This window comes from Stenotrophomonas sp. YJH_SMC_20, assembly GCF_059367845.1.
In genome coordinates, this window is the sequence record NZ_JCAFRG010000002.1 from 104,760 (window position 1) to 126,974 (window position 22,215).

Annotated in this window: 19 protein-coding genes and 1 pseudogene; 5 read left to right on the forward strand and 15 right to left on the reverse strand. The window is 64.5% G+C overall.

All coding sequences use genetic code 11. The annotated features are described in order from the left end of the window. Position 1: 1 nt before the first annotated feature. From AC5P6A_RS03840 to AC5P6A_RS03860, 5 genes are all read right to left on the reverse strand, one after another. Positions 2 to 1,261: an SAM-dependent methyltransferase gene (locus AC5P6A_RS03840; protein ID WP_058981679.1), complete on the reverse strand. Its 1,260-nt coding sequence runs from the start codon at positions 1,259 to 1,261 to the stop codon at positions 2 to 4. Beyond that, positions 1,258 to 2,025: a DUF1365 domain-containing protein gene (locus tag AC5P6A_RS03845; RefSeq protein ID WP_227844947.1), complete on the reverse strand. Its 768-nt coding sequence runs from the start codon at positions 2,023 to 2,025 to the stop codon at positions 1,258 to 1,260. Before AC5P6A_RS03845 ends, AC5P6A_RS03840 begins: the two co-directional genes overlap by 4 nt. Continuing rightward, positions 2,022 to 3,299 carry an NAD(P)/FAD-dependent oxidoreductase gene (locus AC5P6A_RS03850; RefSeq protein WP_155029520.1) on the reverse strand — a complete coding sequence of 426 codons (1,278 nt, stop codon included), beginning with the start codon at positions 3,297 to 3,299 and terminating at the stop codon, positions 2,022 to 2,024. The genes AC5P6A_RS03845 and AC5P6A_RS03850 overlap by 4 nt, the downstream gene beginning before the upstream one ends. A gap of 1 nt (position 3,300) precedes the next feature. Beyond that, a complete protein-coding gene (locus tag AC5P6A_RS03855) occupies positions 3,301 to 4,251 on the reverse strand; it encodes an acyl-CoA desaturase (protein WP_010485789.1) in 951 nt (316 codons plus the stop codon). Positions 4,252 to 4,332: 81 nt separating this feature from the next. Further along, a complete protein-coding gene (locus tag AC5P6A_RS03860; RefSeq protein ID WP_227844948.1) occupies positions 4,333 to 5,100 on the reverse strand; it encodes a hypothetical protein in 768 nt (255 codons plus the stop codon). A 131-nt stretch (positions 5,101 to 5,231) separates the two neighbouring features. Here AC5P6A_RS03860 and AC5P6A_RS03865 point away from each other — a divergent pair, with 131 nt between their 5' ends. From AC5P6A_RS03865 to AC5P6A_RS03875, 3 genes are read left to right on the forward strand one after another with little or no spacing between them, the layout of a single operon-like run. After that, positions 5,232 to 5,855, forward strand: a complete 624-nt coding sequence (locus AC5P6A_RS03865) for a sigma-70 family RNA polymerase sigma factor (RefSeq protein WP_058981669.1) — start codon at positions 5,232 to 5,234, stop codon at positions 5,853 to 5,855. After that, positions 5,852 to 6,526 carry a ChrR family anti-sigma-E factor gene (locus AC5P6A_RS03870; RefSeq protein ID WP_180877443.1) on the forward strand — a complete coding sequence of 225 codons (675 nt, stop codon included), beginning with the start codon at positions 5,852 to 5,854 and terminating at the stop codon, positions 6,524 to 6,526. Before AC5P6A_RS03865 ends, AC5P6A_RS03870 begins: the two co-directional genes overlap by 4 nt. 11 nt (positions 6,527 to 6,537) lie before the next feature. Continuing rightward, complete coding sequence (locus AC5P6A_RS03875; RefSeq protein ID WP_346714902.1) at positions 6,538 to 7,230, forward strand: Rossmann-fold NAD(P)-binding domain-containing protein; 693 nt, start codon at positions 6,538 to 6,540, stop codon at positions 7,228 to 7,230. 2 nt (positions 7,231 to 7,232) lie between these two features. Here the strand turns inward: AC5P6A_RS03875 and AC5P6A_RS03880 are convergent, their stop codons facing one another. Genes AC5P6A_RS03880 through AC5P6A_RS03890 form a run of 3 tightly spaced genes read right to left on the reverse strand, consistent with a single transcriptional unit; the run spans position 7,233 to position 12,326 of the window. Further along, a complete protein-coding gene (locus AC5P6A_RS03880; RefSeq protein ID WP_346714819.1) occupies positions 7,233 to 9,632 on the reverse strand; it encodes a response regulator in 2,400 nt (799 codons plus the stop codon). Further along, positions 9,625 to 10,092, reverse strand: a complete 468-nt coding sequence (locus tag AC5P6A_RS03885; protein ID WP_019659676.1) for a response regulator — start codon at positions 10,090 to 10,092, stop codon at positions 9,625 to 9,627. Before AC5P6A_RS03885 ends, AC5P6A_RS03880 begins: the two co-directional genes overlap by 8 nt. Further along, complete coding sequence (locus tag AC5P6A_RS03890) at positions 10,089 to 12,326, reverse strand: ATP-binding protein (RefSeq protein ID WP_346714820.1); 2,238 nt, start codon at positions 12,324 to 12,326, stop codon at positions 10,089 to 10,091. The genes AC5P6A_RS03885 and AC5P6A_RS03890 overlap by 4 nt, the downstream gene beginning before the upstream one ends. A 249-nt stretch (positions 12,327 to 12,575) precedes the next feature. Here AC5P6A_RS03890 and AC5P6A_RS03895 point away from each other — a divergent pair, with 249 nt between their 5' ends. Then, positions 12,576 to 12,869: a hypothetical protein gene (locus AC5P6A_RS03895; protein WP_346714821.1), complete on the forward strand. Its 294-nt coding sequence runs from the start codon at positions 12,576 to 12,578 to the stop codon at positions 12,867 to 12,869. Positions 12,870 to 12,879: 10 nt separating this feature from the next. Here AC5P6A_RS03895 and AC5P6A_RS03900 read toward each other — a convergent pair whose 3' ends face one another. Both AC5P6A_RS03900 and AC5P6A_RS03905 read right to left on the reverse strand, forming a co-directional pair. After that, on the reverse strand, positions 12,880 to 13,365 hold the full coding sequence (locus AC5P6A_RS03900; protein ID WP_031269081.1) for a TspO/MBR family protein: 486 nt from the start codon (positions 13,363 to 13,365) through the stop codon (positions 12,880 to 12,882). Positions 13,366 to 13,437: 72 nt separating this feature from the next. After that, a complete protein-coding gene (locus AC5P6A_RS03905) occupies positions 13,438 to 15,633 on the reverse strand; it encodes an AsmA family protein (protein ID WP_495222238.1) in 2,196 nt (731 codons plus the stop codon). A 133-nt stretch (positions 15,634 to 15,766) separates the two neighbouring features. Here AC5P6A_RS03905 and AC5P6A_RS03910 point away from each other — a divergent pair, with 133 nt between their 5' ends. Further along, complete coding sequence (locus AC5P6A_RS03910; protein ID WP_346714823.1) at positions 15,767 to 16,246, forward strand: GNAT family N-acetyltransferase; 480 nt, start codon at positions 15,767 to 15,769, stop codon at positions 16,244 to 16,246. 1,053 nt (positions 16,247 to 17,299) lie between these two features. Here the strand turns inward: AC5P6A_RS03910 and AC5P6A_RS03915 are convergent. The 5 genes and pseudogenes from AC5P6A_RS03915 to AC5P6A_RS03935 form a co-directional block, all read right to left on the reverse strand. Then, complete coding sequence (locus AC5P6A_RS03915; RefSeq protein ID WP_026070607.1) at positions 17,300 to 18,025, reverse strand: DUF6602 domain-containing protein; 726 nt, start codon at positions 18,023 to 18,025, stop codon at positions 17,300 to 17,302. Positions 18,026 to 18,160: 135 nt separating this feature from the next. Next, positions 18,161 to 19,093: an AAA family ATPase gene (locus AC5P6A_RS03920; RefSeq protein ID WP_017355006.1), complete on the reverse strand. Its 933-nt coding sequence runs from the start codon at positions 19,091 to 19,093 to the stop codon at positions 18,161 to 18,163. Beyond that, complete coding sequence (locus AC5P6A_RS03925; RefSeq protein WP_026070608.1) at positions 19,093 to 19,608, reverse strand: HORMA-1 domain-containing protein; 516 nt, start codon at positions 19,606 to 19,608, stop codon at positions 19,093 to 19,095. The genes AC5P6A_RS03920 and AC5P6A_RS03925 overlap by 1 nt, the downstream gene beginning before the upstream one ends. A 7-nt stretch (positions 19,609 to 19,615) precedes the next feature. Beyond that, positions 19,616 to 20,581 carry a CBASS oligonucleotide cyclase gene (locus AC5P6A_RS03930; RefSeq protein ID WP_026070609.1) on the reverse strand — a complete coding sequence of 322 codons (966 nt, stop codon included), beginning with the start codon at positions 20,579 to 20,581 and terminating at the stop codon, positions 19,616 to 19,618. A gap of 215 nt (positions 20,582 to 20,796) precedes the next feature. Continuing rightward, a pseudogene (locus tag AC5P6A_RS03935) lies at positions 20,797 to 21,005 on the reverse strand (integrase); the annotation flags it as partial. Between the last annotated feature and the right edge of the window lie 1,210 nt (positions 21,006 to 22,215).

Consider the following 22,215-nt stretch of genomic DNA (forward strand, 5'->3'; position numbering starts at 1 on the left):
CTCAACTGCCTTGGCCCGATGAGGCGCCCGGGCGATGCCCCGGGCGCGCCATCAGCAGATGGGAGACCCCGATCGAGCGCTCCAGGAAGCCGCCCTCGCAATAGGCCAGGTAGAACTCCCACAGGCGGCAGAAGCGCGTATCGAAGCCCTGCGCCTGCACGTCGGGCAACCGGACGAGGAAGCGCTGGCGCCAGGCGCGCAGGGTCAGCGCGTAGGAGTGGCCGAAGTCCTGCTGGGCGATCAGCTGCAGGTCGCTGGACCGCGTTTTGGCGGCCATGATCGCGTTGATCGACGGAATGAAGCTGCCGGGGAACACGTAGCGCTTGATGTAGTCGACGCTGCGCCGGGCCTGCTCGTAGCGATGGTCCTCGATGGTGATGGCCTGCAGCAGGGCAACGCCATCAGGCTTCAACAGGCGCTGCAACGTCGCCATGTAGGTGTCCAGGTACTCGGCGCCGATGGCCTCGATCATCTCGATCGACACCAGCTTGTCGAACTGGCCCTGCAGGTCGCGGTAGTCCTGCATCAGCAGCGTGACCTGGCCTTGCAGGCCTGCGGCGCGCACGCGCTCTGCCGCCAGCGCATGCTGTTCTGCGGAGATGGTGGTGGTGGTGACGTGGCAGCCGTAGTGCTGCGCGGCGTGCAGCGCAAAACCACCCCAGCCGGTGCCGATCTCCACCACGCGGTCGCCCGGTTTGAGCTTCAGCTGCTGGCAGATGCGGTCCAGCTTGCGCCGGGAGGCGGATTCCAGCGACTCGTCTTCTTTGTCGAACAGGGCTGAGGAATACATCAGGTCCGGCGACAGGAACAGGGCAAAGAAGTCGTTGCCCAGGTCATAGTGCGCGGCTATGTTGCGGCGACTGCCCTCGCGGCTGTTGCGGCGCAGGCGGTTCCAGCCCCGCAACAGCCAGCCGCCCAGGCGGGCCGGGCCACGCTCCATGCCGTCGAGCAGGTCGCGATTGCGTACCAGCAGCCGAATCAGCGCCACCAGGTCATCGCAGTGCCATTCGCCCTGTATGTAGCTTTCACCTGCACCCACACTGCCTTGCGCTGCAACCTTGCGGTAGAACGCCGGGTCATCGATGGTGACGGTGACATGCAGTTCGCCATGCGCATCGCCCAGCCAGACTTCGCCGAGTGCATCACGCACGCACAGGCGGCCGTCGCGCATGGGGGCAAGCTGGGCCAGCAGGCGGCGGCGCAGGAATGCATCCAGGGCGCCGGGACGTGGCAAGGCGACCAGGGGAGTCATCGAATTCATCGTGGTTTCTCGGCAAGAGCAGGGTGGTCGTGCACGGGGTTGCGCTTCAGCCACAGCCGCAGCGCGTGCCAGTGGATGGCGGCCACCACCTGCGTGGTCATCAAGGGGTAGCAGGCCAGTACCCGGGCCAGCCCAGGGCCGTCCAGCACCCTTCGCTGCATGGACTGGGTGGCGTCGAACTGCCGAACGCCGTCGCGCCAGACCTGCATGTGCACGCGAAGATCATCGCCAGGTGCGTTGAACCGCCAGTCGTAGCGGCAGTCCATCGGCATGAAGGGTGAGACGTGAAAGGATTTGTCGAATGTCCAGCGCAGTGATGCCCCGTCGCCGGTGGCCGCAGCTACCGGCAGCACATAGGCGTGCCGCTCCTTCCACGGGGTATTGGTGATCTCGGCGACGATGCAGTCCAAGGTGTTGCCATCGGCCCGGTAGCAGTAGTAGAAGCTGACCGGATTGAATACGTGCCCGGCGAAGCGAAGATGGGTGAGCAGGCGCACCGGGCCGGTGGGCCGATAACCCAGGGTAGCCGCGGCATGGTCGCGCACCGCATCGGCCAGTGGTTGCGCAGGGTTGCCGAAGTAGTCACTGCGGCGGAACTCGGCCACGTTGCGGCGATTGACCGACCACAGCCAGCGCCCGGCGAACACGGTCTCCAGCTCATCCAGATCGAGCAGCAGCTGCGCGATCGGATAGCGGAACGCGTGGGGCTGCGGATGATGCCGTCGGTGCATCACCTGCCCGAAGTAGAGTGCGCTGGCACTCACGCTGCCACCTCGCCGGGTGCGATGGTGTCGCGGTGCGGGGTGCACTCGCGCATCGCGTCCACCACGCGGCGGGCGCTGCGGATGCCGTCTTCGTGGAAACCCCAGCCCCAGTACGCGCCCGCGAACCAGGTGCGGCGGCGGCCCTGCAGCTCAGCCCAGCGCTGTTGCGCGCGTACCGCTGCGTGGTCGTGGACCGGATGGGCATAGTGCAGCCTGCGCAGCACCTTGGCCGGATCGATCGCCTCGCTGCGGTTGAGGGTCACGACCAGCGGGGTGTCACCGGGCAGGCCCTGCAGAAGGTTCATGCAATAGCTGACCGTACAGGGCGCGCCTGGCTCCTTGGGAACGTGTGCATTCCATGCGGCCCATGCCTTGCGGTTGCGCGGCAGCAGCGATGCGTCGGTATGCAGTACTGCTTCGTTGGCCTGGTAGCGGATGGCGCCGAGCACGTCGCGTTCGACCGGATCGGCGTCACGGAGCAGGGCCAGCGCCTGGTCGCTGTGGCACGCCATGATGACCTCGTCAAAGCCCTCCACGCCGGCCGCGCTGTGCACGCGCGCGCCCCACGGCATGCGCTCGACCGAATGGACCGGACATTCCAGCCGCTCGCGTACCCGCCAGCGGGCACGCAGGGCATCGACATAGCGTGCCGAGCCACCGCTGACTACCCGCCAAGGTGCGCGCCCGGTCATCTGCAGCATCTGGTGGTTGGCCATGAACTGGGCCAGGTAGCGGGCCGGGAACTGCATGACCGTGTCGGTCGGTGACGACCACAGCGCTGAAGCCATCGGCAGCAGGTGCTCGTCGATGAACGCAGCACCGTAGCGCTGGCCGCGCAGGTACTGGCCCAGTGTCGGGCCTTCGTCTTCCGCCAGCAGCAGCGGCGCATCCCGGTAGAACCGGCGCAGGTCGGCCAGCATTCCCCAGAAACGTGGCGAAACCAGGTTGCGACGTTGGCAGAACAGGCCATCCAGCGACGTGGCGTTGTACTCGACGCCACTGCGCTCGCTGTGCATTGAGAAGCTCATGGTGGTCGGCTGCGAGGCCACGCCCAGTTCTTCAAACAGTGCCGTCAGCAGCGGGTAGTGCAGGGGGTTGAAGACGATGAAACCGGTATCCACCGCCATGCGCGTGCCGTCCACCTGCACGTCATGGGTGTGGGTATGCCCGCCCAGGTAATCGTTGGCCTCGAACAGCGTCACTTCGTGTTCGCCGTCCAGCCACCAGGCGCTGGCCAGGCCAGCGATGCCGGAGCCGATGATCGCGATGCGCATGTCAGTACCTCGCCTTGGCCAGTACCCACTCGGGGATGGGCTTGAGCCCCCTCACCAGGCCGAAGGCCGCCATTGCGCGCAGCCCGTACCAGGTCAGGTCGATCTCCCACCAGCGGAACCCCTGGCGGACGGTGCCAGGAAAGAAATGGTGGTTGTTGTGCCAGCCTTCGCCGAAGGTAAGCAGCGCCAGCCAGAGGTTGTTGCGGCTGTCGTCACGGGTCTCGAAGCGCCGCCGGCCAAAACGATGGGCCAGTGAGTTGATGGTGACGGTGGCGTGGAACAACACCACGGTGGAAATGAAGAAGCCCCACACCAGCAACTGCGGGCCAGAGGTGTGCAGCCCGGGCGCCCAGCGCTCCAGGCCGGCGCCGAGTGCGTACAGCGCAGCAGCCAGCAGTACCGGTACCGCCGTATCAAAGCGGTCCAGCCAGCGCAGCTCGGGGAAGCGCGCCAGGTCAGGCACGCGCGATAGATCCGTGGCGAATGCCTCACGGGTCAGGAACCAGCCCATGTGGCTGCGCCAGAAGCCGCCTTCGCGCGGCGAGTGCGGGTCCAGCGGTTGGTCGGCATGCCGATGGTGATGGCGATGGTGGGCCGCCCACCACAGCGGCCCACGTTGCACGCTGGACGCGCCGATCACCGCGAACACGAACTGCACCGTTCGCGATGCCTGGAACGTCCGGTGCGAGAAGTAGCGGTGGTAAAAGGCGGTGATCGCAAACATGCGCACTGCGTAGAGGGCTGCGGCGACGATCACTGCGGTCCACGAGATACCTACCCAGATCACCGCGATGCAAGCCAGGTGCATCAACGCGAACGGTACGGCGCGCAGCCAGTCGATGCGTCCGGGCTCGCCAGCGGCGTGGTCTGCAGCGCTGCCGGTGTCGACCCAGCGCTTCAGGGTGCGCAGCAGGCGCCAAGGTCGGCGGGGGAGGGGCGCTACAGAGGCCATGGCGGATCTCGGCGGGTGTCGTGTCTTCCTCTACGCAGCAGTGCGCGCAATGGATGCGGCCGGCTGTGGAGAATTTCGGCTTCACTTGGGCATCACGCTGCAGCGCCCCACCAGGGGTTGCGTCCAGGCCTGCTGCCATTCGCTGGCGGACCGCTCGGCAATCGGCGAGCTGAAGCGCACCGTGACCTGTGGGTAGGTGCCGCGGGCATCGCGCAGGTTGCTGGTGCCGCGGAACTCCAGCAGGCGGCGGTCGGCGCTGGCATAGACCAGCGACAGGCGCGGCGCGATGCCGCCGTACCACGTGTCCAGACTGACCTCGATGGCCTGGGCGTCGATGCCCTGCCAGCGAACAGGGCCGGTACGCCGCACCTGCACCGGGAAGAAGCGCTGCCGCCCCGGCACCAGGAAGGGCAGGCTGATGCGTTCACCTCGCAGCAGCGCTGGCCAATGCTGGCGCACCGCGGCGTCGAAGCCCGTGTCGATCACCGCATCCGGCGCCAGCTCAAGCCGACGCTGACGCAGCTCACTGGCGGCATCTTCTTTCCAGGCGATGGACACCGACTCGCCACTGGCGTCGACTTCAGCGGTTTGCCCGCTACGGCTGTCCTGCAGCGAATAACCCCGGGCCTGCGGGCGCGCGCTGGCCGGCAGATGCTTGCGGGCGAAGGGGCGGCCATCCGGGCACTGATAGAGCACCCAGCGTTCGGCACCCTCCGATGGGTCGCGCCGCCAGTGCACTTCACGATAGAGCAGGTCGCCCTGCGCCGAGGTGGCCACGCCCTCGTTGCGCAGCCAGGGCGCCGCCAGCGCGGCATGGGGCAGGCATAGCAGCAGCCAGGCAGTGCGCATGGTATTCGTCCGGTAGGGAGGCTCAGGTCATACGGTGGCCGTGGCTGCTTGGATGCGCAGTGCCTGCTGCATCCAATGGCCACCCCTGCGCGTAGAGAGGACAGACCTTCACCTGCCCGCCGCTCACGCAGATGTACCCTGACGCCGCCAGCACCCTCCTCAACTTCGATACCGCACGCACCGTGTCCAGTTCCCAGCAGCCCAGCAGCGAGCCGACGAACTGGGCCGATGACATGGACAGTGTGGCGCGGCTGCGCGACCGCGACTGCTTCATGCGGATCTATGACTACTTCATGCCGCGGCTGTGCGTGTATCTGCGTGGCCTGGGGGCACCCGACGCCGTGGCCGAGGAAATGGCGCAGGAGTGCCTGCTGCGCCTGTGGTTGCGGGCGGCCGAGTATGATGCGGCCCAGGGCGCGCTGAGTACCTGGCTGTACCGGATCGCGCGAAACCTGCAGATCGACCGCATCCGTCGCGAGCGCAGCTGGATGCAGGTGCAGGCAGCGGTGGAAGACGCCGCGGCCGTGGACGTGATCGAGCGCAGCAGTGCCGAGCAGTTCGCCGACCAGGCGCGCCTTCGCCAGCGCATCAACGAGCTGCCCGCCGTGCAGGCGAGGCTGGTGCGGATGTCCTATTTCGAGGCGAAGAGCCACAGTGAGATTGCCCAGGCGCTGGGCATGCCGCTGGGGACGGTAAAGTCACACCTGCGACGTGCGTTCCTGCAACTGCAGGCCAAAGTGGGAGGTGCGCTGTGAATCCGCACCACCACCTGCACGAATCCACGCTGATGAGCTATGCCGCCGGCGCGCTGCCGGCGCCGTTGAGCATCGTGGCCGGTGCCCACCTCGAGCAGTGCCCCCACTGCCGCCAGCGCCTGCGCGATGCCGAGGCAATCGGCTCGATGTTGCTGGAGCAGACCCAACCGCCCGCTGCCGACGGGCGTCGCGAGCAGTTGCGCGAGGCCATGCTGATGCAGCTGGCCTCGGAGGCGCCGAGCGCCATCGCCGGAACCAGGCGCCCTGTGCCGAGGGAGCGGCCCGAGGCCGACCCCGACCACCTTCCTGCATCACTGCACCCGTACTTCGGCGCATCGCTCAGCGAGCTGCGTTGGCGCTGGATGGCGCCCGGCGTGCATTGCATCCGTGCCGAGCAGATCCCCTCGCTGATCATGCTGAAGATTGCCCCGGGCAAGTGCCTGCCCATGCACAGCCATGGCCGCAGCGAACTGACCCAGATCCTGCGGGGTTCGTACAATGATGCGCTGGGGTTGTTCGCACCGGGTGACGTGGCAGATCTGGACGAAGACGTGGAGCATCAACCGGTGACCGCGCCCGGTGTCCCCTGCATCTGCGTGTCAGCGCTGGATGCGCCGCTGGTGTTCAGTGGCTGGCTGGCGCGGAAGATCCAGCGTTTCGTGAAACTCTAGCGGGGATGACGATGGCCGGGACGGGCGCATTACGGATTCTGTTGACCGGTGCCGCAGGCCTGGTCGGGCAAGGTGTGGCGCTGGCCTGCCAACGCTCACCACAGGTGTCCGGCCTGACAGCGCTGGTCCGCCATCCGGGAAGTCTGAGCGGCGCCGGCAGCGAACTGATCGTTCCGGACTTCCTGCGTATCCAGGACCGGTCGGATGAACTGGCCGGGTTCGATGCCTGCTTCTACTGTGCCGGGGCGCCACCGGTTGGAACGGCAGAGGCCGAGTACCGACGCGTGACCCTGGACACCACTCTGGCGGTGGCCCTTGCCTGGGCGGCTGCGAATCCCGAAGGGTGCTTTCTGTATGTATCCGGTGCCGGCGCGGACCCTCGGAGCCGGCTGATGCCGTTGAGGATCAAGGGCGAGACCGAAGTCGCATTGCAGAGCCTGCCGGTGCGCACCGTGATGCTGCGCCCGGGCGGTGTCAGGCCGGTGCCGGGCACCGGCACCCGTCATGCCATGTTGAAGCCCCTTTACTGGGGCGGTGCGCCATTGATGAAACTGGCCGGTGCGGTTGCACCTTCGTTGGTGACGAGCAACCTGGCACTGGGCCAAGCGATGATTGCCTTGGCCGCCAGGGAGCATCCACCGGCGACGGTGGAGTGCGCGGACATCAACCGGATCGCGGCCGGCGGGCGCGATCCGGCGTCCTGACCTCAGTGTGGCGCTGCCTCCAGCGCGGTGCGCACGGCCGTCGCCAGATCACTTCGGGTGAACGGCTTTGGCAGCAGCGCAACGGCCCGCCCTTGGCTGCCCACCTGGTCGTGGTCACGGGGATAGCCCGACGTGAACAGCACGGCGACCTCCGGCCAGCGTTCACGGACTTCCCGCACCAGCTCCCAGCCCGACATGCCGGGCATCACCACGTCCGAGAACAGCAGGTCCACCCTGGTATCCGGGCGTTCCAGCAGCCGCAGTGCGGAAGGGCCGTCGTGGGCTTCCAATACCCGGTAGCCCAGCAGCCGCAGTGCATCCACCGTGTGGGCGCGGACATCGTCGTTGTCCTCGGTCACCAGGATGGTTTCCTCGCGCGGCGAATAGCCTGCCAGGCCGGTCTGCGGAGTGCGCGCCTCGCTGGGCAACGGCAGCAGTGAACGCGGGAACATCATGGTGATGCTGGTGCCGCCGCCTTCCACCGAATCGATCAGCACGTGGCCGCCTGACTGCTTGACGAACCCGTGCACCATCGACAGGCCCAGGCCGGTGCCACGGCCAACCTGCTTGGTGGTGAAGAAGGGTTCGAAGACCCGGGCGAGCGTCGCCGCATCCATGCCGTGGCCGTTGTCGCGCACCCGCAGCATCACGTACTCGCCCGGCGTTGCATCCGGGAACAGCGCGGCATAGTCGTGGTCCAGATGGCTGTTGTCGACTTCAATCACCAGCCGCCCGCCATGCGGCATCGCATCGCGGGCGTTGACCGCCAGGTTCAGTACGGAGGCCTCCAGTTGGCTGATGTCGATCTCCACGCACCAGATGTCCTCCGCGCTGCGGATCTCCAGCTGCACCAGTTCACCCAGTGCACGCTGCAGCATGTCGTGCATGTCCAGCAGGCGGACATTGAGGTCAGCGGCCTGGCTGCGCAGCGGCTGGCGGCGGGCAAACGCCAGCAGGCGCTGGGTCAGGCTGGCGGCACGGCCCACCCCCTTCAGCGCATTGTCCAGCGCACGGCCCACCAGCGCACCGGCCTCGCCAGCCCTTTCACTGAGCAGCATGGCGTGCTCGACATTGCCGGAAATGACGGTCAGGATGTTGTTGAAATCATGCGCGATGCCGCCGGTGAGCTGACCGACCGCCTCGATCTTCTGTGACTGGCGCAGCGCGTGCTCGGCCTGCAGGCGTGCGGTGGTTTCGACGGCCTCGGAGACAACGGCGGTGACCGCCCCTTCGGCGTCGAGCAGCGGACGGAACGAGAAGTCGAAGCTGCGGCGGCCGGTCGGGAGCTCCAGCTCCAGCGCATGCAGTGAACTGCGGCCCTGCGCTGCGTCTCCGACGGCGCGGTCGATCGCTGCGCCCATGCCCTCGGTGGTGGCGAACCAGACCGATTCGGCGAAGTGCTGGCCAACAATGTCCTTCTTGTCTGCAAGTACAGCGGCCAAGGAAGCGTCATTGGCATCGACCACGCATCCGCGCAGATCCAGCAGCACCTGATGCTGGAAGCTGGACTCGAAGATCGCCTGCAGGCGGCGCTTGCTGGCGCGCAGCTCGGCCGTGCGCGCCTGCACCTGCTGCTCGAGCAGGTGGTTGTCCTCACGCAGGGCCAGCTCGGCCTGCTTCAGCAGCGAGATGTCGCTGCCCAGGCAGATGTAGCCGGCCACGCTGCCATCGGCGGCATGCTCCGGCACGCATTCCATCTGTACGAAACGCGACTCGCCACTGCGATGGACGAGCTCGACCTGGAAGCTCGTGCGTTCGCCCTGCAGTACCCGTTCAAGGCTGGGCAAGGCGTGTTCGAAAGCGGAGATGCCGCTGACATCGCGCGCGGTCCGGCCCAGCAGCTCGGCCAGGCTGAATCCATGCCAGTCCAGGAACGCCTTGTTGGCGAACCGGTAGCGATGCGCGTTGTCGAGCTGGGCGATCAGCGCGGGTACGGCATCGGTGACCTGCTGCAGCTGCGCCTGGCTCTCGTTCAGCGCCGCCTGGGCATGCATCAGCTGGGCGCGTTCATGGGCTTCCTGGCGAGCGCGGCGGATCGCATCCGGCAGGCGTTGCAGGCGCTGCTTGACGACGTAATCGCGCGCGCCACGGGTCAGCGCCTGCACGGCCAGCTCTTCCGTCAGTGTGCCGGAGACGAAGATGAAAGGGGTCTGTGGAATCCGCTCGCGCGCCAGCGCGAGGGCCGCATCGCCATCGAATCCGGGCAGCACATGGTCGGCCAGGATCACGTCGAACGCACGGTTGTCGATGGCCTCGATGAACGCATTGCGCGTCCACAGGCGCTCGACCTCGAACTCCAGGCCGGCACGCCGCAGCTGTGCGGTGATCAGCTCCGCATCAAGCGCGCTGTCCTCCAGCATGAGGATGCGCAGGCGCTCGCTGCGGCGCGATCCATCACGCATTGTGCTGCCCCGAGCCGCTGGGCCGGTGCGGTGGTGGCTGGTTGGTGATGCCCCAGAACATGCCCAGTCCTTGGATGGCGTCAAAGAACTCCTTGAAGTCGACCGGCTTGACCACGAATGCGTTGACGCCCAGTTCGTAACTGCGCACCAGATCCTGCTCCTCGCGCGAAGAGGTCAGCATCACAACCGGGGTGCTGCTCAGGTACGGGTCGCCACGGACCTGCTCCAGTACCTCCAAGCCATTGACTTTGGGCAGCTTCAGGTCCAGCAGCACGACCACCGGGCCGCCGTGCATGGCACCGGCGAACTTGCCTTCGCAGCGCAGGTAATCCAGCGCTTCGGCGCCGTCGCGTACATGGATGACATCGTTCAACAGCTGGCAGCGCTCAAGCGCGGCCATCGTCAGCTCTGCATCCTTGGGGCTGTCCTCTACCAGGAGGATCGGCCGCAGGTCCCTCATGGGTGTTCTCCTGTGGAGCGGGGTAGGGTGAAGTGAATGGTCGCGCCCTTGCCGGGCTCGCCCACGGCCCAGGTACGGCCGCCATGGCGGCCGATGATGCGGCGGACATTGGCCAGGCCGATGCCGGTGCCTTCGAACTCTTCGACGTGGTGCAGGCGCTGGAACACGCCGAACAGCTTGTCCACGTAGCGCATGTCGAAGCCGCAGCCGTTGTCGCGCACGAAGAAGTGGTCTTCCTCGTCGTTTCGCTCGTGACCAACCTCGATCACTGCATGTTCGCGCTCGCGGGTGAACTTGATCGCGTTGGCCAGCAGGTTCTGCCAGACCAGGCGCAGCATCGTCGGATCGGCTTCAACCTCCGGCAGCGGTGCGAGCGTCCACTGCACGTCGCGGCCGGTGTAGTCCAGGGCCAGGCTCCGGCGCACATCCTCGGCCAGCGCGGTCATGTCCAGCCGCACACGCCCCAGCGTGGAGCGTCCCATCTGCGAGAAGCTGAGCAGGTCATCCACCAGCGTGCCGGCGGACTTGGCCGATTCCACGATCGTGTCCAGGAAGCGGCGCTCGGTATCGTTCAGGCGTTCGCCCGCCGAGCTGCCCAGCAGCTCGGAATAGCCGACAATGTGACGGAAGGGAGCGCGCAAGTCGTGGCTGACCGAATAGGAGAAGGCTTCCAGTTCCTTGTTGCTGCGGAGCAGCTGCTCGTTCAGTTCGGCCATTTCCTCGGCCTTGCGCAACACGATATCGACGATGGCCGTGCGCATTTCGTGTGCCGCTTCGCAATCAGCGTCGCTCCACGGCAGGCTGCGCTGCTGCACGGTCTCCTTCCAGGCCTCGAACGAGTTGCGCGGGGACAGCGCAACGCCCGGTGCGGCTTCCTTGCGAGGATCGCCACCCCAGCGCACGGTACGCACCACTTCCGGCCGGAACCACATCAAATAACTGTCATGCAACTGCGAAATGGACACCGCCAGCAGGCCGCTGGCCACATCGGCCAGCTGCGCGGCAGGCGACCAGTCGGCTGCCAGGTGATCGGTGCAGTAGGTTTCCTGACCGGCCTGCTGCGCGGCCAACCAGTTCGCCAGGGCCAGCACGTCGCTGGCGGAAGGGCACTGGCCAACACGCAGGCAATCGCCTTTGTGAACGATCGCCGCGCCGGCCGCGCCGGTCAGCGACAGCAGGCTGGCCTCGTCCTGGCGCAGGGCCGCCATGAAGTCCTCGTCGCCGGCCATGCGACCCAGCAGCTTGACCAGTATCGAGCGCCGCGCGACGCGCTCTTCGATCGCACGCGCCCGCTCCTTCAACGCGATCTGCAGCGACAGGATCTGGCCCATGAGCTCGCAGGCGGTACGCACGTGGTAGGGCAGGCGCCGTGGCTGCACGGTGTGGCAAGACACCAGCCCCCACAAGCGGCCTTCATGCACCAGCGATACCGACATCGATGCGCCGGTCCCCATGTTGCGCATGTACTGCAGGTGGACCGGCGAGACGCTGCGCAGCACGGCCAGGCTCAGGTCGGTGGCTGGTGCGTCGCGATGGTCGTCGGCCCGCATCAACGGCGCGGGGGTGTAGTTGTTGTCCGCGATCAGGCGCACCCGGTTGCGGCGGTAGAGTTCGCGGGCCTGCGCAGGAATGTCCGATTCGGGGAAGCGCAGGTCAAGGTAGGACGGCAACAGGCCGTTGCCATCCTCGGCCACCACGATGCCATTCCAGCCGGCATCGAACTGATAGACCAGGGTGCGGTCAAAGCCGGTCAGCCGGCGCATGTGCGCGGCAGCCAGCTGGCAGAGGTCTTCCACGGTGCCGGCCGACTCGATCCCGGCCATCAGCTCGCGGATGGCCGGATACAGTTCTTCCAGCGAGCCGGGCTGGCCGGGAACCGGCGCTTCCAGCTCGACCAGCAGATCGGTGGCGGAGCGGTGCAGCAGCAGTTGATGGCGGCCATGGCCATCCAGATGCACGGCACCGACATGCGCGCTGCTGCCGACCGTCGCCTGCTGGAACAACGCCTGGAACGGCGCCAGCGCACCGCCAAGCACCTTGCTGACATGCTGCGCCAACGGCTCGCCGAACTGCTGCAGCAGCCCCGGATGGCTGATGGCGCGCTCGAGCACCTGCAGGGACTGCGGCTCAACGACCAGAAGCACACCGTACGGCTGGATCGCGCCGGGGGTATGGATCGGTTCGCGCGCGCAGCTGGACGAGGCGGTGTCGTGCGCGGATTCAGCAGAAGGCATCAAGGGCAGGGCTCATGGTTCGTGGATGGCTGGATAGCCCAGTGATACATCCGTATCCATCAATGGTGAAGCAAAATCGTGCATCCGCCTACCAGTGTGTGCGTGTGAAGCGTGTTTCTGTCCAAGCTGAATTCTTCATGTAAAGACCAGGTCGAACACTTGCAGTTTTCGCGAAGAGTACATCTGCGCTGCACATCAGCTCGACAGGTCATTGCCTAGGGTGGGTCCACTTCCCTGAGCGACCGCCCCGTGAATCTGCAGACCGTGCCCTTGCCCCCGTATCGCGTGCTGCCTGACAGCTGCCAGTTCGAACTGCTGGATGTGGATGCGCTGCAGGACCCTGCCAGTGGCCGGTTGCTGCATCTGTACTCGCTGGTGGCCCGTTGCCTGTCCTGCGAGACGATCTTCAAGGCAGAGGAAGGGCAGGGCCTGGTCAGCCATACTGCGGCGCGGGTGGTGCGATGCCCCACCGGCTGCGGACAGCAGGCCTTCAAGCCGGCCCTGCTGCGGAGCTGGCACCGGCAGGCCGCGGCCCAGGCGTGACCGGCAGAGGTCACAGCAGCCCGGGATTGGCTCGCCATACCGCGAAGTTGAGCGCTGAAGCGAACGAGATCCAGGCCAGATAGGGAAGCAGCAGTGCCGCCGCAATCGGACGGACGCGCGCAAACGCGACGGTTGTTGCGCATACCAGCGCAATCAGTACAAGAATGTCGGCGAAGGCCAAGGCGCCCAGCTTCCAGCCGAAGAACAGCCAGCTCCACAGCGCATTGACGGCAAGCTGCACCAGGTAGAGCATCAGCGCCGGTCGTGCTCCACGCCAGCCGCGTTCGCGCCAGACCAGCCAGGCGGCAATGGACATCATGGCGTAGAGCAAGGTCCACACCGGACCGAAGACACTGGCCGGTGGTGCCCACGGGGGAAGGGCCAGGGTGGTGTAGAAGCTTGCCGCGGATGCCGACGCCCACGCCCCCAGAGTGGCCGCGATGAAGGTGATCGCCATCCATCCCAGAAGCCCGAAAACCTGTGAACTCCGCTTCATACCGTGCAGCTCCATGATGCGCTTGATTCCGTCTACGCACTGAGGCCGCAAATGGATGCAGGCCGCCAGCCTTCAGTCCGATGAACCTGCGGCGCCCGTTCCCTGGCTCGCTGGCAGCAGGGAAGGCCGCTGATCAAACCACTCGCGTGCCTTGGCCAGGTGCCACTGGCGCTGGTCACCGTCCAGCTCGATGCCCGCACCCAGCAGCCCCCAGCGCAGATACAGGTCCCCGCGCTTGCGCTGGTCGAGCAGATCCAGCCGCGCGCGTACCGACAGGCGATCGTTCTCGGCCTGCAGTCCATCGATGACCAGATGGCCTGGGCGCCAGCGCAGCGTTGCCTGTGCCTGTACCTGTCCGGAATCCAGCAGCGACAAGGTCCAGCGCGGGTAGTCGGTGCGCTCTGCGAACAGTGCAAGCAACGGACGGGCGTCGCTGAGATCCAGATCCGTGGTGGCATCGACCTGAAAGGGCGACTGCGCATCGATGCGGCCACGCTTGAAGGCCACGCGGCCCTTCCATGCACTTGGGCGCTCTGTACCGGCCACCTGCACATTGCGCAGCTCCACGGTGGTGCCGGAGAGATCGAAATGACGTTCATTGAAGTCACCGCGGCGCAGGGTCGCGTTCACGCCGATATCGCCGCCCATTTCCAGTCCCGCCACCTTGGCACTGGCGTTGCGCGCAAACAGCCGGGCCGTGCCATGACCGACGCGTCCATCGGTGTCGAGCGTGGCATCGCCGCTCAGGCTGCCGGTGCCTTGAAGCAGCCGCACCTGCGGCGAGCCGAGGTAGCGGTTGTAGGCCGTCAGATCAGGGATGGTGGCTTCACTGAAGCGCAGCTGCGCGCGTACCCCTTTGCGCAACTCCTGCAGGCGGCCATCGCCGGCCAGGTCCAGGGCCAGGTCACGGCCGTCGAACAGGCGCACGCCCTTGGCATCGGTTGGCTGCGCAGTGAATCGTGGCAGCCGGACAGCCAGCTGTGCCTGGCTGGGGCTGCCGGCCTTCAATACGCCATGGGCACTGGCCGTGCCCGCCAAGCGGACGCCGGCGACCTCGGCCACGGCCGCGGCCGCCGGGATGTCCACAGTGCTGCCTTCGATCAGTTCGCCGTTGCGCAGGCGCAGATCGGCTCTCAGCGTGCCGCCTCCGTCCAGCTGCAGCCACGGCTTGCGGACGAACAGGGCAGGGATCCAGTTGAGCGAAGTGAACGTCCATTCGCCGCGCACTGTGCCCGAACTGCGGTCCAGCAGCTGTGCGGGCTGCCGGAAGGGGACGTCGCGGCCACTGACGTGCAGATCGGCATCCACTTCGCTGCCTGAGCCGGGTTTGGGCGGCAGGCGGGCCTGCAGGCGCAGGTCGTTGGCCACATTGAGCTGCAGGGCCAGCACGCCGCGGTCGGGGGCGCCGTCACCCAGGTAGAGCGGCACCTGCCAGATTGCGCGGTCCCCGGGCTGCAGCTGGCCGTCGATCAGGTGCAGCGCCAGTTGCAGGCGTCCGGGTATGGGCGCGCTGGAGATCTTCGGCGTTGTGGCATCCGTGTCCATGCGCAGGCCCTGGCTGCGGGCGTCGACCTCGAGCTGGGCATGCAGCAGCTTCAGCTTGGCCAGACCAGGTGCCTGGTCCCGATAGTGGCGCGGATAGCTGAAGCGCGCGGTGAGATCCATGTCGCCCAACAGCTGCACGCCGTCAAAACTGGTGTCCGCATCGCTGAACGCCACCTCGGATTCGAAGAGCTCCGACGGCCCGCCGCGTAGCTGCTTGAGGAAGCCCACCGTGCCGTGGCCCTTGCCGATGATCAGCAGCTTGCCAAAGCGTGCGCTGCGGATGCTGTCGCTGTGGATGGCGTCGAAACGCAGGGTCCAGCCGCGGTCACTGCGCGGCGGTGGCGGGATGGCTTCTTCGACGCGGCTGATCTCGGCGGAAACCCCCGTCGCCTGCAAGCGCGGAACCCGCACCTCGCGCTGGAACAGGGGCAGCACCGCCAACCGGGCGCTGGCGCGCTCGGCATGCAGCGCGTAGACCGTGTGGTTCACGTGGCCGCGCATGTGCACGTTCCAGGCGATGACATGGCCGGGCAGCAGCGTGATGGCCGGGCCGGTGGTCATCACGAACTTGCGCGGCTTGCGGTTGGTGACCTGATCGAACAACGGGGTATTGAGGAAGATGTTGCCGGCCAGCAGGTACAGCAGGTAGACGCCCAGCAGGACGTAGGCAGGAACGCGCCACCGTCGAAGCCGGTGCGGGATGTGCACGGAAACAGGAGGCATCTACTGCTCTGAGGGCCGGAATTCCCACAACTATTGCGGAGCCGATGGCGGTGGCGCGTGAAGCGGCTACGGGGCAGGTGCCGGATTCTGGTAGTGTCCAGCCTGGTCACGACCACAGATCTGCAGGAGACGCATGGAGATCCGGCCCGCCCGTGCAGGCGATTTCGACGTGATGTGGGGCATGTTCAAGCAAGCCATTGCGACGCAGGATGCGCTGCCCTTTGCTGGCTCTTTTGAAGTCGAAACGTTTCGCGCGCATTGGCTCCTGCGGCAGACACCTTATGTGGCCGTTCAGCAGGGTCGGCTGGTGGGCATGTACAAGATGGGCCCGAACTTCCCTGATCTGGGGGCGCATGTGGCGAGCGCCACGTATGTGGTGGATGTGTTGGCACAGGGGCAGGGCGTGGGCCGGGCCTTGGTGGAACACAGTCTGGAACGGGCGAGGGCGGAAGGATTCCTGGCCATGCAGTTCAATTACGTAGTCAGTACCAATCGCCCAGCGGTGGCGCTGTACCGGAAGCTGGGGTTCGATGTGGTGGGAACGCTACCGAAGGCGTTCCGGCATGGGACGCTGGGCTTGGTGGATGTCTTTGTGATGCACAGGTTCCTGTGATGCGATGCGTTGGTCGCACGTGGCCGGCGATATCCAGCCGAGGCTGGCTGCACAGTTCCTAAGGATGTCCCTCATCCTCAGCGCATCGACGCGGGCCCGCGCCTAGATGGCATGGAGCTCGCCGGCATGGAACGAGCCGAATAGCGTGACGCGTCACGACCAGTGAGTGGCTACGGCTGGGGTGCCAGAACGCGCTCCTGAGGTCTCGGTCGTTGGTGCCGAATCGGCGAAAGCGCTCTTGCCAGGCTGGCGTGCAGCCACGGCAAGATCAGCGGCAAAACTACGCCCGCAAAGCCGTATTTACCGGCCACTGTCAGATCCGCAAGATCCTTTGCCATTCCTGCAGAGGTTGAGGGAAGCCCAAAGGGCGGTTGGCAGTGATCGAATCACTGACAATCAGGCCGGCGTGTTGCACGCGCAAAACTATGATTCTGTATCTCATTGATTAATCAATGGATCGATGCGGTGTTGCACCACAATCGCGCGCGCGCCAATGCTGTGTAGTTGGACATTGCACAACGCTAGTGCATGAATTTGGTGCGGCGCCAATGCACGGCTTCTAATTTGAGGCAAAGCCAATGGAGCGGCTGTGCCCGGCGGCGTAGTTCAAACGAGCGTAATCAATGCTGTGGGGACTGGAATGCTCTTGTCCGGCAGGCTATCGATGATTGTGGCCGAGCCGCTCTCGCAGCAGTCGAGGTGGCCATTGGAGGTTGCGAACCTCTTCCTTTAGGTCGGCCCCGCCACGTGGTCGAGGTGGGGCTCGGACTCGGACTCGGAGGAAGGGATAGTCGCGGCATCGCTAGAGATTCAGCCAGCCTCGCGCTGGCCCGCTGACGCTGATTGTGCACAAGCTAATCGCGCGACGCCCCAAGTTGAAACATCCGTGCTCCGGGCCGGAAGGCAGCGACCTCACTCGGTGCACCTCGAGCTGGGCACGAAGCGCGTGAAGCCTAGAGGCGTCTCCCTCAGGCAAGCTTCCTCGCTAAACAGCGCGGAGTACCCGGGCAGGCATGCCTCATGTCGCGCCCAACAGCTGCCATGACCAAGCCATCACTTCGTCAGCCACTGGCCGTAAGCCTCAACATCAATCATCGGTACGGTCCCACTGAACTGAAGTTGGGCGATGAGTTTGAAGAGGAACGCCGTCGCGGGCTTGTTCTCATTCACAAAGAGATAGCGATCCTTGGAATGGTCAAAGAAGAAGTGACCATGCGCAGCAACGCAGCCAAGGTCCAAGCGCCCGTCGCCGGGATTGGCGGTCAGTGCCCTTTCCAGGGAGGGCCCAAGCGCTGGACTCCAGTCACTTTCAAAGGTCAGCAGCCCGCCAAGAATTGGCATCAAGGCCTTTGGCGGATAGACCCCACCCGCGTGCGGGATTGGCAGGCTAGTGCGCTGCAACTGTCGAACGCTTGCCACCTTCTGCTGGGCGTACGCCACCAGCTCTGCATTCGCTGTCTGCTTGGCTTCGAACACCGCATAGACGCTCTCGGCAGGAACAATGATTTCACCCTCGTAGGTGAAAATAAACGGTGAATACTGCCGATCGAAAATCACCACATCAATCTGCTGGCTGAAATTTCCTTGACTATCCACCACGTGTGCCTTCGCAGCTTGATAGCGCTTTGGTAGGTAGGTATCCAGCAAGCTGATCCACACGTTCTCACTGGCATCCCCCTTGGACCCTGGGTGATTGAACGTCTTCCGGACAGTGGCAAGGCGCAGCTGAACATCCTCATGCAATGAAGAAAGCAGCTGTGAAAGTGACCATTGGGACATCTTGGGACCTCCATACACTCAGCAGCAGGCGCTTGCCTGGTCAACAATGTGAAATAGCAGCGACTGGGGTGGGGCAGCCAGCTGTGCCACACGAAACAGTGTCAGCGGCGCCCCGGCGCGTGCTGGGAAGGCATCTCAGCCATGATCCTGAAACGCCGGCGTTGGCTGCATTGGGCGAGCAATCTCAAGCGCGCGTTTGCTCTCAATCGATCGGTCTGGATAAGCATCTAGTACGATCGAGGGGATCAACCGCTGTGTGATGTCAGAGTAGGTGAAGCCGACCTCTTGTCCATCCTTCGCTCCAGTGGCCTCTACCAGCCCTTCGATCTGCACGGAGGATAGACCCAGCGGTCGCAACTGGTGTTCCAGGACGTAGCGTCGCTGAGCTGAATCAGGACGGTTGAAGGTCAAAATGTCAGCGGCGCGACGGCGTACGGCCGGATCCAGCGCGTTGAGGCGATTGGTGCACATGATCACGGCGGCGGGCACCTTCGTCTGCGCCAGACGATCGATACCCCTGATGAAGGCATTGACCCCTGCTCGATCCTCATGGTGCATCTGCGCCGATTCCCGAGACTGGGTCAGCGCATCGGCCTCATCCACCAGCAAGATGACCCCTCCGGTGCTTTTTCCGCGACCTTGCAATTTGGTCGCTTCTGCCAGCGCGTAGTCGAACGCTGTGGTGAGTAGCTGGGTCATCTCGCCAACCTGTCCCTTGCCTCGGGTGGCCAGGCTGAGCGGGAACAAGGTGATATCAATCTTCTCCTGTCGCGCCACGGCATCACCGATAGTCTCTGCCAATTCGGTTTTGCCAGAGCCGACGTCACCGGAAAGAATGACCAAAGGAGGTCGGCGCAGTACGGAATCAAGCAGCGTTGCGGCACCTGGGTGATGGCGCTTGGCCCACAATTCCAGGCCAGCTGGGTGGACTAGCAGGCCGAGAATCTTCGACAAGCGAGCCTTCTGATCGTCCACGCCAATCAGCCGATCCAATCGGGTGCGGGCGTCGATGTCCGGATAGATGCGACGTTGATCAAACAACTCGTCAAGGGTTGGCTTTGAGTGCATTAGTAGCTCCTGACACTGAGGCGGTCGAGTGCCTTGCCACCCGCAGAGTAGCTGCGGTCAGACACCAGGCTTCCGCTGATACCAGGCTCGGCTGCCCCGGTACGCTGAAATGGAAGCGACTTTTCAAATGACTCCCGCTGAGGAGCCGACAGCGTGAACCAGGCAGAGGAATACGTCAGGTAGTTGTAGAAGCTCGCCCCGGATACATCTGCGCCTGGGCGGAGCTTGCCGGGATCGTCATCGATTCCGGACATGCCTGCAAGATCTTTTGCGGTGTAGCGCAGTGTGGGCTCGATCCAGTTATCACCCCGCTTGAAACCGTAGGTGACTGTGTCCAGATAGCCGGCCTTCAACAATTCAACCACTTCGGTCTCATAAGCGGCGATTCTGTCATCGCTGGGCGCCCCATAGAAGCGCTGCATACGCTTGAGGTCGGCGGCCAATTTCGCTGCCATGTGGCGGGCATGAGTGATCGTAAAGGTGCTGGTGCTTGATTGTGTGTAGCTGCCAGTCATAGGGCCCTCACGCTTGGAAGGAAGAGCCGAAGACCTTTTGCCAGTAGCGCACGGTCTCCTGCTTGGTCGGTGCAGCCAGTGCCGCATCAATCGCGTCGCCGGCATCCAATGCCGCCTCGACAATGGCATCGACCTGCGCGTGACCGTACAATTTGGCCACGTTGTTCTTCTCGTTCACCGGATCAATGATCTGCATAGGCTCGGAGAAGGCGGCGATAATGGCGGTAGGGTAGTAATCCTGGAATGCGATTTGTTCGCGAAGGCCGCTCTGCGCCACGTAGGTGAAGAAGTGCTGGAGCGCTTCGGGGTAGTTGGAGAAATCACGCCCCTCATCGCACAGCTTTGCCAGGATCATCTCGATCATGAAGGACTTGAAACGAAAGCCGGGAACTTCCGTCTTCATGCGCCTTGCCCAGAACTTGACCAAGCGCACCACCTGCACAAAATCCGAAGGCTGCAATTGTTTACGCCGCTTGGCAAACTCTAGGTGCCGGGGAATGCTGGTTCTCAAGAACGAGCCATCATCCTGACTGACTAGGTTGCCATACCAGTCAGGATCGCCGTCATAGAGGATCGGCACCACGTCCACATCCAGCCCAGAACCTTGGAACGAGACTGTTACGGAGTAAGTCTGGGGCTTGACTTGTTCGGGCTTGAAATTTGGATAAGCCTTTCGAAGCCGCTCTGCCAAGTACTCCAGCAGCCTCCCAATGTCCTTGGGGGCGTCTGCCCCACTGATGTAACAGGCCACGTCAATGTCGTTGAGCGACCGCAATGCGGTGCCTTTTGCCAGACTTCCCGAAAGGATCATCTTTCGAAGGGTGAAATCCGGGTGCTGCCCTAGGTAGGTCTCCAGACGCTCTCTCAGTCCACGCGCCTGCGCGCGTAGCTCATTGGCTTTATCGCGTGGCAGATTGACCCGATCGTCGGCAAAATTGACAAGCTCCCTATGGCCTACGTGCTGCGTTCCCATGCATCGATCTCCAAGCCGGGCGCGTGCCGACCGGCGGATAGGTGAGGTGGTACTGCGACTTCCCCGCTGCCAACTTGCCGGCTCGTTGTCGCAGGAACTGCGACTCTTCCCCGATCACGGGCCGGAAAGCTGATAGCTCCCGATCAACATTGGGATGGCTTTCACAGTTTCAAGGGCGTGGGTGGGTGCCGGGACGCGGCGCGCCTGGGACGGGCTCAATCCGCGTCGAGCAGCCGTGCGGCCGGGTTGTGCTGGGCGCCGCCCTGCTGGAAGTAGCCAGCCGCGCTGGCCACCGAGCGGTGATCGGTATTCGCCATCAGGGCGGGCAGCGCCAAGCCTTGGTGCGCCCCTTCGGTGATGAAGCCCGAGCGCAGGTTGTGTCCGCCGAAGTCCCCTCCAGGCCGGCGAGTGCGGCGCGGTGCTGGATGACCACGGCGGTGGTGTGGGGCGCCTATCGCCAAGTCAACCCGGGTGCCCGCACGCGGCAGGACAGCGCGTCATCGGTGATCCTAGCGGTGGGCAGTATCCGCAACTGACTGGCGCACAACGGCAGATGGTGCGCGAGGAGTACATGCGGGGCACCTAAGGTCTTCGGTTTGGGGTGGAAGTCCCGCTGGTCCAGTACGTCATTCAGGCCTATCGCGCGGCGCCGAACCCTCAGCGTCATCTTGCTCCTGACTATCTACTGATGGTAGACCAGCCAGAGTCTCTGCCCGATGGCGCCATCTGGCATTGACTGGTGCATCAGCATCACGGATTGAAGGCGCCTGGCCCTGGCGTGGATTCGATTGCTGTTGTTGGCAAATGCTACGAATAAATGGGTGCCGCCCATTTCCAGGTGCAAACAGGCGGCTTCTCTATCTCGGCAGCTGAGTTGTGCGTCAGAAGTTTAGGGTGGGGCGATCGATGCCTTTGCTTAGGGTTGCGTTATCCGAACGCCACGCGCAATTCGTGTGGATGGCTCGTATCCAAAAGCGCAATGGGACTGGGCGATCTATAACGCTCCGGAAGCGCGCTCAAGTTGCCCTCATGCTCCGAGAGGAGGATGCCGTCCGCGTAGCCCTGGGCGAGCACCGCTAGTCTCACTCGTAGTCCCAATCCCGAGTTGCTCACCCGCTGCGGGCTGGAATGGCTGAATTTGCCCAGGAGCTCATCTACGAAGTTCAAATAGTTGGGGTGAATCACTCGATAGCGCCCGCCTGGCCTGGTCGCGGCGTAGCTGCTCCATCCATCCGGAGCCGGTTGATCCCGAGCTCCGGCGACTCGCTCGCCTTGAGGGCTAAAGGCCTGATCTGATCGACCTCGTCGGGAACCTCTGGCTGCATTCTGGTCAATGTAACGGAGGATTGGGCCTGAGTCGTCCTCAGAGCCCGTATGGTTTGCACGTAGTGCTGTATCTGCGCCTGCTGGTGGTGATTGTTGATCTGGGTGTGTCGTGAGCCTGTACCTTTTAGCGTTGCAGACCCTCCTGGCCTGGCGTAGCGCCAGGCCAGGAGGAAGGTCCACAAGGCTGGAAATCCTGCTGGGATCAACGTGTACCCCTGGAGTTACGATCAGCCGACTTGTACGCCTTTGCTCCGCACACCAGTTGAGGTAGGCCTGTAGATACGCCGTGGCATTGGGGTGGGGGTGTC

What these genes read in the sequence shown, in the direction of transcription:
- AC5P6A_RS03860 (WP_227844948.1), bottom strand. Translation starts at nt 5,100, where the DNA reads ATGCGCACTGCCTGGCTGCTGCTATGCCTGCCCCATGCCGCGCTGGCG.
- AC5P6A_RS03890 (WP_346714820.1), bottom strand. Translation starts at nt 12,326, where the DNA reads ATGCCTTCTGCTGAATCCGCGCACGACACCGCCTCGTCCAGCTGCGCG.
- AC5P6A_RS03875 (WP_346714902.1), top strand. Translation starts at nt 6,538, where the DNA reads ATGGCCGGGACGGGCGCATTACGGATTCTGTTGACCGGTGCCGCAGGC.
- AC5P6A_RS03880 (WP_346714819.1), bottom strand. Translation starts at nt 9,632, where the DNA reads ATGCGTGATGGATCGCGCCGCAGCGAGCGCCTGCGCATCCTCATGCTG.
- AC5P6A_RS03850 (WP_155029520.1), bottom strand. Translation starts at nt 3,299, where the DNA reads ATGCGCATCGCGATCATCGGCTCCGGCATCGCTGGCCTGGCCAGCGCC.
- AC5P6A_RS03915 (WP_026070607.1), bottom strand. Translation starts at nt 18,025, where the DNA reads ATGTCCCAATGGTCACTTTCACAGCTGCTTTCTTCATTGCATGAGGAT.
- AC5P6A_RS03900 (WP_031269081.1), bottom strand. Translation starts at nt 13,365, where the DNA reads ATGAAGCGGAGTTCACAGGTTTTCGGGCTTCTGGGATGGATGGCGATC.
- AC5P6A_RS03925 (WP_026070608.1), bottom strand. Translation starts at nt 19,608, where the DNA reads ATGACTGGCAGCTACACACAATCAAGCACCAGCACCTTTACGATCACT.
- AC5P6A_RS03930 (WP_026070609.1), bottom strand. Translation starts at nt 20,581, where the DNA reads ATGGGAACGCAGCACGTAGGCCATAGGGAGCTTGTCAATTTTGCCGAC.
- AC5P6A_RS03865 (WP_058981669.1), top strand. Translation starts at nt 5,232, where the DNA reads ATGTACCCTGACGCCGCCAGCACCCTCCTCAACTTCGATACCGCACGC.
- AC5P6A_RS03920 (WP_017355006.1), bottom strand. Translation starts at nt 19,093, where the DNA reads ATGCACTCAAAGCCAACCCTTGACGAGTTGTTTGATCAACGTCGCATC.
- AC5P6A_RS03840 (WP_058981679.1), bottom strand. Translation starts at nt 1,261, where the DNA reads ATGAATTCGATGACTCCCCTGGTCGCCTTGCCACGTCCCGGCGCCCTG.
- AC5P6A_RS03910 (WP_346714823.1), top strand. Translation starts at nt 15,767, where the DNA reads ATGGAGATCCGGCCCGCCCGTGCAGGCGATTTCGACGTGATGTGGGGC.
- AC5P6A_RS03855 (WP_010485789.1), bottom strand. Translation starts at nt 4,251, where the DNA reads ATGGCCTCTGTAGCGCCCCTCCCCCGCCGACCTTGGCGCCTGCTGCGC.
- AC5P6A_RS03905 (WP_495222238.1), bottom strand. Translation starts at nt 15,633, where the DNA reads ATGCCTCCTGTTTCCGTGCACATCCCGCACCGGCTTCGACGGTGGCGC.
- AC5P6A_RS03885 (WP_019659676.1), bottom strand. Translation starts at nt 10,092, where the DNA reads ATGAGGGACCTGCGGCCGATCCTCCTGGTAGAGGACAGCCCCAAGGAT.